At 36.6% G+C, this 10,069-nt stretch carries 6 protein-coding genes; 1 reads left to right on the top strand and 5 read right to left on the bottom strand.

All coding sequences use genetic code 11. From position 1 onward, the window contains the following. From C9J34_RS18355 to C9J34_RS18345, 3 genes are all read right to left on the bottom strand, one after another. Positions 1 to 5,913 (bottom strand): DUF7601 domain-containing protein (locus C9J34_RS18355; protein ID WP_107841630.1); only part of this gene is annotated, 5,913 nt, incomplete at its 3' end. 599 nt (positions 5,914 to 6,512) lie between these two features. Further along, positions 6,513 to 7,031, bottom strand: coding sequence for a DUF3278 domain-containing protein (locus C9J34_RS18350; protein ID WP_107841629.1), 519 nt, complete (start codon positions 7,029 to 7,031; stop codon positions 6,513 to 6,515). Then, the gene (locus C9J34_RS18345; RefSeq protein ID WP_107841628.1) at positions 7,018 to 7,236 is read right to left on the bottom strand and encodes a helix-turn-helix transcriptional regulator; all 219 of its coding nucleotides are present in this window, start codon (positions 7,234 to 7,236) and stop codon (positions 7,018 to 7,020) included. The genes C9J34_RS18350 and C9J34_RS18345 overlap by 14 nt, the downstream gene beginning before the upstream one ends. Positions 7,237 to 7,711: 475 nt before the next feature. On the opposite strand from C9J34_RS18345, the gene C9J34_RS18335 reads away from it, so the two are divergent. Next, entirely contained in the window at positions 7,712 to 8,353 is a 642-nt protein-coding gene (locus tag C9J34_RS18335) for an NAD(P)-dependent oxidoreductase (protein ID WP_107841626.1), read from the top strand. A gap of 191 nt (positions 8,354 to 8,544) precedes the next feature. Here C9J34_RS18335 and C9J34_RS18330 read toward each other — a convergent pair whose 3' ends face one another. After that, on the bottom strand, positions 8,545 to 8,895 hold the full coding sequence (locus tag C9J34_RS18330) for a hypothetical protein (RefSeq protein ID WP_107841625.1): 351 nt from the start codon (positions 8,893 to 8,895) through the stop codon (positions 8,545 to 8,547). 579 nt (positions 8,896 to 9,474) lie between these two features. Next, complete coding sequence (locus C9J34_RS18325; protein ID WP_107841624.1) at positions 9,475 to 10,005, bottom strand: hypothetical protein; 531 nt, start codon at positions 10,003 to 10,005, stop codon at positions 9,475 to 9,477. Between the last annotated feature and the right edge of the window lie 64 nt (positions 10,006 to 10,069).

Below are 10,069 nucleotides of genomic sequence, written 5' to 3'. Positions count from 1 at the left end.
GTTGACCGGATTTTCTGGGTTACCTGGTGTTCCGGGATTGCTCGGATTTTCTGGGTTACCTGGGTTAATACTAATTGGCTTCATTGGTACATCATACTTTACAATATCCCATTCAACAGAAATGATTGGGCTTGTATGTGTTTCATAGCCTTCTTTTGTTACAACTAAATAGTAATCCGCTTCTGGGAATACCATATAAGCATAGAAGCCGTTAATATCACTAAATTGCTCTGGGCTAGCATTATCATTTGGTTCAAAGCCTGGAATTGCAGGCAATACGACTTTCGAACCTGGCGTAATGCCTTTTGCAATATTTCTTGGCGTATCTGCGTAATACAGTGTTACTGTAGCGCCTTCAATTTTTGTCCCCGTGTTTGCATCGCCTGTTGTTTCATCATAAACCGTGCCATATGGATCAACTAACTCTTCCGAAATATTAAGTTCGTCAATATTTGCTAAGTTAAGCACTTTATCCTTAACAAGTACTAACTCTTTACCTGATTCAAATTCATAGCGCACTTCCATCATATAGTTACCTATAGTTAAGCCTTCTGCTAAGAAAGTACCATTGTTAGCTAAAGGAAATGCTTTCGGAATACCGTTCTCTAAAACATAATTGCCTGTTGCATCCTTTAAATAAATTTTCAAGTTTCCAGCAAATGCTGCATTTAGTAGTGTTGTGTTGCCATTTGATTGCTTGAAGAGTACGATACCTACAGCAGCAATTTCTGCTGGAATTAAGTCACCTTCTGTTGTAACATCAGTGTCTTCAATAAATGCTTTTTGTGTAAATGGAATTGGCGTTGGTACGCCACCAATATTAATCATTCGGATGTAAGTAATTGTATATTCCTCATCTCGTTGAACAGGATGATAATACCTTCCCTCCGAATCAGTAGTGATGATTTCTTCCTCACCAGTCTTAAGATTTCTTACCACAATCTCTGCATTAGGGATAATTTCCCTCGTTTCATTGTTGCGTAGAACACCAGTAAGTGCTGCTGGCATTGTGATAATCTTTACATCATCTTCATTGTATGGTACACCTGACGGGCTAGTAGCATTCGTCTTCGCAATAACCTCATGCTCCTTCGGTGTTACCTCAGTCAATTTCGGTGGCGTATATGAAATCGTCACTTTACCATTTTCATCCGTAATTCCTCTTCCTACTTCCACACCATCAACGATAAAGATAATTTCCTCACCCTCTACTGGCGTGCCATCCTCTCCAGTTAAAGTAGCTGTCAATTCAGCAGGCGTCTTGCCATCTCCACGTACCTTTTGAACTTTTGGTTCTAAGGCAAGTGTACCTGGAAGGTAACGGGCGTTTTTAAATAGCGCCTCTGCAATTACGCCTCCTTCGATAGTACCGACATGCTCTCGGCTTGTTGGGTCTGTTGTATAACCTTCCGCTGTATAATCAGCTTCTGTTACAACATATCCTGTATTCTTTAAAATATCCTCAATCAGAATCGTCTGACCATGCTTAAGTTCAAACGTATCTCCAGATTTAATATTTCCTGTAGTGCCATCAGACTTCGTATAAGAATACGTTCTATCTGCACCTGCTCCAGTGAAGATGACTGTGTACTCAAAGTCCTTATTCATATCGCTACCATTACCAGTTACCGTATTGCTAACTAGCAAGCCACCCGCAGCATCTTTATGATTGATAAATTTCGCTTCGGCTGTTTGCGATTCTTCAATATCACCTGTAAGTGTGAAATCTTCTGGTGTAGTTTCATAGTCTTCACTCGTGTAATCTGTCTGTTGAACTGTGTAAGTAACTCCTACAGGTAGATTGCTAATAGTGATTGACTCACCATGTTTTAGTACAACTTTTTGACCTGATTCAATTGTCCCTGTCGTACTGTTAGACTTCGTATAAGAATACGTTCCATCTGCTCTTGCTCCAGTGAAGTTGATCGTGTATTCAAATTCCTTATTTCTATCGCCACTTCCAGTTACCGTATTGTCGATTAACAGATGTCCTTGTATTGTTCGGTTGTTGACATACCCCAGCTCCGTTACTGTACCTTTTTCAATTGCACCACTATATACTCGAGTTTCTGGGTCTGTCGTATAGCCATCATTTGTATAGCTTTGTTGTGTAACCTTGTAAGAAAGACCTTCAAGTAATTTAGGGAATGTGATTTCCTCACCATGCTTTAGAATAATAGATTCGCCACTTATTAAAGTAGCTTTTACTCCATCCTTGACATATTGATATTCCGCATCCTCGTCTTCTCCATCAAAAACAATTGTGTAACTAAAGTCTTTGTTTTGATCTCCACCATTGCCTGTTACAGTGTTGTCGATTTTTAATCCACCCGCAGCAGGAGTTGGAACGATTAATGGGTCATCAGAAGTTACTTTTACACCATCTACCCAAATAGGCTTTCCTGGTGTATTCCCAACGTATACTTGATAAACCTTTGTATTTGGTAAGTAAGTATCCTCATCATAACAAGTTTCTACCAATTCGTAGTACCCTGGGTCAGGGAACAATAAATTACGTTTTCCATCGCTAGCTGTTTTTCCATCCGCAACCTTCGTTCCATCGCTCTTCTTATATAACTCAAAGCATACATCACCTAGTGGCTTTCCATCTGGATCTACCTTGATTAGTGGTAATAGCGCATTAGAAGTGGAACTACCTGCTACATCTGAACTGTCTAGTGTAGTTTCACTTTTCGCACTGATAGATTGTAACTTATCATCACCCATCAGCTTTACTTCATTCCCCATTTTGTCTCCAGCTTTTGGTTCTTGAGATCTATCAACCTCTGTTTGATACACAAATTGATAAAGCTGATTTGGGTCGCTCAAATGAAACTTAATAACTGTAGTGCCCCCTGTTCCTGGTCCAGCCTCCACTTGAACTTCAGCGTTTGGCGCACTAAGGTCTAACGCTGTACCTTCTCGCTCTAAAGTACCGCTAGCCGTCAGTTTAGCACGATATACTGCCATACTAGGTGCAGTCAATATAGGGTTGTCATTTTCATCATAACGCAGTTTCATACCTGCGCCTATAGTATCCTGCAAGTAAATACCTTGTTCCATATTGAATGGTGGTGTATAATCCACTGTCCATTCTAATACACCCGGAAATGGCTTATTAACGGATTTACTGAGTGCTCGAACGGGTACAATAACCTTGCGTTGCTCAGTTACAACTTTTTCTTCTCCACCCCATGTCATATGGAAATCAGCAGTGTTATACACTACTTGCTGCGTTGTACCATTTGTTGTGTATTCCTCTAAATATTGCTCTAATGCCGCATTTGATGGTCTTGCCTTTACTAAAATTACATAAGGGCTTTCCAATTTAGAGAAATTGAATGTTCCTACATTTCCACTCTTAGAAAAACTTACAACATGAGCAGGAGTGCCTGGTTCGATGATTTTTTTCGCATCGTTCCTCAAATCTGAACGACCACTAGCATATGCACCATTGCTTGAGGAACCTTCCCAAAGCTCAAATTCTTTCCCCTCAGAAAACGGTACGAACTCCCAACCTTCAGGTAACGTATCTACTAGCTTAATATTGCTAGCTACTCGATTGCCACCATCTTTTGCCATTTCACCGGTATTATAGCCTGGCATATTCACACTTAAACGGAAGGTAACTGTTTTCGTCGTTTGATCATAACCAGAAATCGTCCATGCTTCATTATTGTTATCTCTAATATAGCTAGCTACGTTATTTGGCGTAACATTTTCAGGTGTACCATCTATCTTTAATGGCTTCGAAGCAAAGAGCATTTCTTTATTTAACATCGTCACATGAAGATTCACAGAATTTTGTGCGCTCTTGACAGCTTCGCCATCAAATAATAAGGCGCGATTCCATTTTGCTTTCTCTGTATTAATATTCTGTCTAAAGAGGATATCTGGCTTCGTTTCAAGTGCCCGAAAACTGAAGGAAGCATTCTGATCCGTAGTATAACCTGTCACTTTGATTAAATCTGCTACCACTTCACCATCCACTGTCAATGGAATAGCCTTCACATTTAGACCATTTGCACTCTTAAGGCTACCTTGATGATATTGCTTCCACAACTGTGCAGTATTGATATTTACCTTTATTTTTGCAATTGTTGCTGCATCCACCTCATTAGTTATATCCACAGCATTATCTAAGATATTCAAATCTCCACCATGCACAAGCACATCATATACTACAGCATCTGGTAACGCATATTGCGGGGCTAGATTGACTGTCCATGTCACCCCCCCAAGGTTGAAATCCTCCTGTGAAACCGTGCCACCTTTTGTAAATGTGTGTGCACCAATGGTAACAATCGCCTCATCAGTCACTGCGGCAGGTCTTAAACCACTCATCACATCATTGTTCTGAATATCATTTGGTGTATCCAAATTCCAGTTGACACGTGGATCGATTCTAAAATCGGAGCCATTTATCACCTTGCTCTTTATCACTAGTTCTACTCTACCATCAATATCTCCAAAAGAGTAAACACCGTTCGCATCTGGCGTAATCGATGTTTCAGTAGATTGAACACCATCTACCCATGTCTGCCACGTCGCTGAGTTAAATTCTAGCCCATCAGGTAGCACATTTGTGATTGTAAAGTCCTTTAAACCCCTTTTGTTATACCTGCTGTTGACATTAACTGTCCATGTGATTGTTTCACTAGAATGGTCATATGAGGCGCCAGTTTGAATCCAGTCAGGTGCAGTCCACATTTCCCTTGACGCTCCTGCCTGTACTGTATTACTTTCATCCTTTAGCTGTACAGATGGGATAAATCCTTGCCCATTATTACGACCGGGATCCATTCCCAAGCCTCGATACTCCTTATAATATAGATCCTTATGAAACCACGCTTGGTACTCGACTTTCGGATCTACTCCTGTCCCATCAGGGAAAGTGTAGCTCAAACCACCATCTTCATTAATAGTTGGCGTTACCAAAGCACCATTCACCTTGAAAGTTCCTGGCACATAGACCATACGGTAATCGGAAGGCTTCGTGTAAAAGGTCATTCCATCTACTACTAACTTGATTGTTTGATCTAACTGATCAAAAGAAGATGCAGTCGAATGGAAAGTTAAATAGCCATCTTTATATGCCTGTTGATTTGGGTACCACCAAGTCCAGCTTCCGTTCTTTGGTGCATTGTCAGCAGTCAATGTAATGTTATAGGCTGCTGTAACATCTGGATTTTGTAGCTGATAAGCTGTCCCGAAGATGTCGATTGGCTTTATCTCACCATATGCCATTCCAGTTACATCAGCATCAGCTGTCGTTTCAAAGCTAAAGACAATATTTCGCCCAACACCATTGAAAAAGTTATCATCACCATTAAATACAATCCTGATACTGTTCGGCGTGAAGTATGCCGTACCAAGTTGTCTCATACCTGATTCAGTCTGTGCATTCAACACTTTAGTAGCTGTTGGCAACTGCACTTCCTTGAAATAGGCCTCTCTTGTTAGCTCAATCCAATCACCCTTTTGGATGTATTTTTCAGGATCTGCATTCGTTGGATTTGAGTCATCACCATTTACTGGTACGTTAAGCCCTTCTGACTTGAGCGTAAATTGTTGTCTACCCTGAATAATACCATTTGGGTTTATAGCATCATTTCCCTGCTTCACTTCCAGTGGAAATAGTACATTCGCTTCCATAAACACCGCTGTTTTATCTGTAGGCAATCCCACAGACATTGGTAGGATAACTTTCGCTGTGTCTTCCGTTACCAATTGACCAGTTTCGTTGTCGGTTAGCTTATCAGTAACAACTAATTGATCTTCCTCATACTTTTCTGCAGGGCTTGCCTCACTCTCTGCATATGTAGGAACAGCGAATGTCAACGTTTGCAAAATAAGCATGACTACAAGCCAAAATGATAACACCGATTTGCTTTTACTGCGTTTTCGGTTCATCCCCAAAATCTCCTCCTTTTCCTATAATTTTTTCGACTTCAAGATAATCTACCTATTTCTTTTTTGATAATATTACGAAGCATAGGCTTTCTAGATATATAGGTAGAAATCCCTGTGCCGATAGTTTTACACCTAGCTCACGCTTTAAAATATCAGCATATGCCATACGGTATATGTAGTTAACCCTATCATTAAGTGTTGAACAAAAAATAGACAATCTCTCCTTGTATTTTTCCAACCGTATTTTAAAAGTAAAAAAGCAATTTAGATATGAACTATTCTTTAATTTCCATTAACAATTGTATTATTTTGTAGAAACAGGCCAGCAAATTAGCCGAAACAAGAGCTGGAAAAAGGCGATTTACACCAAAATTATTGGTATAAATCGCCTTTTTTTCTCTTATAACAGATACAATATAAAAATTATTATATTTTTCACGTTTTTGTAGTTTTTTCAGTGCCCTTCAAAGGATTTCGGCTCTTTTTTCTACGTTTTATATGTGATTAAACCTTTATTCTGTATTAACAGACTGTAAGCCCCCACTGTTTGACGATTCACTTTATTCAAAATTACATGAATATTAGATTCATCAATATAATCATCCTTCAGTTTCTAATTTCAGCTGACCTTTTGCGATAAAGTACATAGCTACTCCAAAGAACAGCCCGCCTGTAAGCCAGAGTATGATTTCAAACCATCCAACATTAATGGATTCCTTCGACAGCATCGGGAAAAAATATTCCATTAAAACGAACATCAAAAGCCCCCAATTTAAACCTGCAACAAATGAGCTCTTTTTTAACTTTTTAATTCGTTCTTTGTATTCCTCAACAGTATAAATTTCTGTTTCATTTACTCTGTATTTCTTCAATTTAAATAAAACATAATAAGAATTTGTTTGCTGCACAACTAGCAATAGAAATGTTCCTAAAGTGAATTGCTGATGATACAAATCCCAACTAAGACTTATTAACATAAATGCCGTAATCAAAGCGAAAGAAATGACATTCGCGTTCGCTAATACTTTATAAATAATACTTTTTTGATACTCATCACGCTCACCTAAATAGCCAATATATCTTTGTAATAAGCGACCTTCCAACTTATTTGTCTCCATTATCTAATTCCTCCCCATCTTCAAACCAAAATAGTGTATTTAAATCCGTTCCCAGTACTTTAGCAATTCTTATACACAAATCTAAAGAAGGATTATACTTTTGGTTCTCAATCAAATTAATTGTTTGCCGTGCAACGCCCACTTCTTTTGCCAAACTTAATTGTGAAATTCCTTGTACCGTTCGATATTCTTTCACTCTATTCATACAAGTTCTTCTCCCTTTGTCATATATATAGGACACTTTAAGTATAAATAAAATCGTTATAACTGTCAACTATATATGACACATAGTAATTTTTATCATCAAGTAGCTGACTTATTAGGATACCGATGGCGCTACTGCTGGACACAAACGAAACCATAAATTTCCTATAACTAATAGTCCAGAATACAATAGTCCATTCATTTTGGAGGCTATAGAGAGTAACCTCTGTATCGATACAAAGCCTTTTTTTAACATACAAATCGTGATTGACTTTTACCATAATAAAGACTAGCAAAAGCAATGAACCGCCCCCTTGATAATTCAATAGGTTAAATCTGAATACTTATTTAATCTTGGGCATTTTACTTGAATTCATTATCTTTGATGTGCTGTTTCAACCTTGGCAAAGCAGCTTAACATTCATGCTTTTCTAAGTTTTTGAAAAATATTTTATTATAACAAGGAGGAATTATAAATGAAAATCGGCATTATTGGAGCAACTGGAAAATCGGGAAATTTTATTTTAGAAGAAGCAATTGAACGAGGTCATGATGTTACAGCCATAGTAAGAAACGCATCAAAATTAACAAATAAAGAGGTAGAAGTATTAGAGAAAGATATCTATGACCTTTCTTTTGAAGACCTAAAGACTTTTGATGTAATCGTTAATGCTTTTGGTGTAGCTATGGGTGAAGAGGAGCCTCATGTTACAGCTGGGCGTACATTAATTGAAGCTTTAAAAGATACAAAAGCAAGAGCCATTATAATTGGAGGAGCAGGAAGTCTTTATATAGATGAAAATAAATCAATTAAGCTTTTCGACACGCCTGATTTACCAAATAAAGTGAAGTTAACTGCAAAAGGGCAAGGGCAGAATCTCGAAGAATTGCAGCAATCAGAAATAACTTGGACATATTTAAGCCCTTCCGCTACATTTGATCCAGATGGTCCGAGAACGGGTACCTATCAAAAAGGGAAAGATCATTTACTGGTGAATTCCGAAGATGAGAGTTATCTAAGCTATGCAGATTGTGCAATAGCTGTATTGGATGAGATTGAAAATCCACAGCATATAAATGAACGCTTCACGATTGTTTCTGAATCAGCTACTGAGTAGTTTTATTTATCATTTAAGCTCAGTAATATAATTGCTTGTGTTGAAACTATGCACTCAGTTTTAACAGAGTGCATAGCTTCGAGGATCTTTATTCTAAATAGAAAGGATAAAAACAAGAATGCGCATATAAACATTTTTGTTTTACATATATCCTTAAAAATTCTATATTTCAATCTATAACCTAAACAGTTTTACAGCGCTTTTATATACTTTAAAATGTTATCAATATTTTCAGAATTATATTCTGCCTCTGATAAAAGATAGTATCCACTTTTAGAAAAATCAATGTGACCAAGTAAGCTTTTTAAGTATGGAGAAATCAAAACCAAAACGCCATCATTTTCTAATAATTCCTCTGGCGATTCAAACCCATGAGTAACTTCTACGTTAAAAGAACTCAAATCATTCTCTTTCAAGGAGTTTTCTATACTTTTTTTTAGTCTCGTTGACTTTTTCTTAAAAAAGAAGCCTTCTCTATCTAAACCTGTTGCAAATCCGTTAAACCCCATTGCTAATTTTGGATAAATATAAATCGTTTTCATTATGATCGCCCTTTCAAAAGAATTATGACCCATTTAATACTAATCATAAATTTTTCTCCAACTGCTCTTTTATGTAATATTGAGGGATTTTTTTATTATACTTCCATTCTATTGTATCAAATGTAGATACAACTAAAAACAATTTTTTAACATAGTAAATCTTTAAAAAGCCGATTAGGTGTTCTAATGAATTTTTATAGGGCATTTCATTTTCATATATCTGGTCTGCCGAAATTTCCCAAACTGCAATTTGAAATATTTTAGAGAATAAAAAAAGGGATATTACTTTTACACAATATCCCTTTTTCTCCCCTTTTCCTTTGATGGAATTTTGGCGAGGAATCTATTCATTTCTAATTGTTTTATCCATTTTACATACTATCAAAATATAGTCAAATCAACGTTTTCACTTCAAATATTCTTAGTGAGTTATTTCCACTCTGTTTTAAGCGTAAATTATATAAGCAAAAATGCCGTAATATCAAGGGTTTTGGACGCATAAAGTAGATGTCAACTTTTCCTCTTTTAGTTGACATCTGTTTGCGTGAAAATATATCTACGAGTAAAATACATCCGAGATTAATAATCGTATAAATTTCCGTTTTTGTCATAAAAATAAAAAATTGCAGGTGCAGTATTTTCTACATTTTCAGGCAATTTGATTGCTCTTATAAATATTTTTGAAGTGGATGTGTCTATTTCTGTTTCGAAATTTTTTAATTGGGATTGGAGTTTTATCTTTACTATATTTTCATCTAAATTATTCGCAAATATGACACCATATTTTCCTTTATTGGTATTTAATTCATCATAGGTGACATTAGGATATGTTTTTAAATAGATAAATTTAACTTTATGATTCCATCCTTCTCGAAATTGGGCATAATTAAATTTCTTTTCGTTCAATTGGAAATGAGCTAACCATATATTCGTATCATCTATTTGTTCAAAACTAAGTAATTCTATTTTACTTTCGCTAAACTCTTCCAAAAAAGCTTTTACCTCCTTTTCTGATGTATTTATATAATATTTCGTATAATAATTCCAACAATATATACACAAAACTAGAAGTAATATCACTGAAAAAAACACCAAAATCATCTTTTTCATCCTAAAATCCCCTTTTTTCCAAAAAATTATCGATTTGTATATGGAAAAAGTATATCATTTAATT

Origin of the sequence: Metasolibacillus meyeri (genome assembly GCF_003049505.1) — a bacterium.
In the GTDB taxonomy this organism is placed as follows: domain Bacteria; phylum Bacillota; class Bacilli; order Bacillales_A; family Planococcaceae; genus Metasolibacillus; species Metasolibacillus meyeri.
The sequence above is the reverse complement of the archived record's forward strand: the minus strand, read 5'-3'. Positions and strand labels throughout refer to the sequence as shown.

What these genes read in the sequence shown, in the direction of transcription:
- C9J34_RS18330 (WP_107841625.1), bottom strand. Translation starts at nt 8,895, where the DNA reads ATGAAAACGATTTATATTTATCCAAAATTAGCAATGGGGTTTAACGGA.
- C9J34_RS18350 (WP_107841629.1), bottom strand. Translation starts at nt 7,031, where the DNA reads ATGGAGACAAATAAGTTGGAAGGTCGCTTATTACAAAGATATATTGGC.
- C9J34_RS18335 (WP_107841626.1), top strand. Translation starts at nt 7,712, where the DNA reads ATGAAAATCGGCATTATTGGAGCAACTGGAAAATCGGGAAATTTTATT.
- C9J34_RS18325 (WP_107841624.1), bottom strand. Translation starts at nt 10,005, where the DNA reads ATGAAAAAGATGATTTTGGTGTTTTTTTCAGTGATATTACTTCTAGTT.
- C9J34_RS18345 (WP_107841628.1), bottom strand. Translation starts at nt 7,236, where the DNA reads ATGAATAGAGTGAAAGAATATCGAACGGTACAAGGAATTTCACAATTA.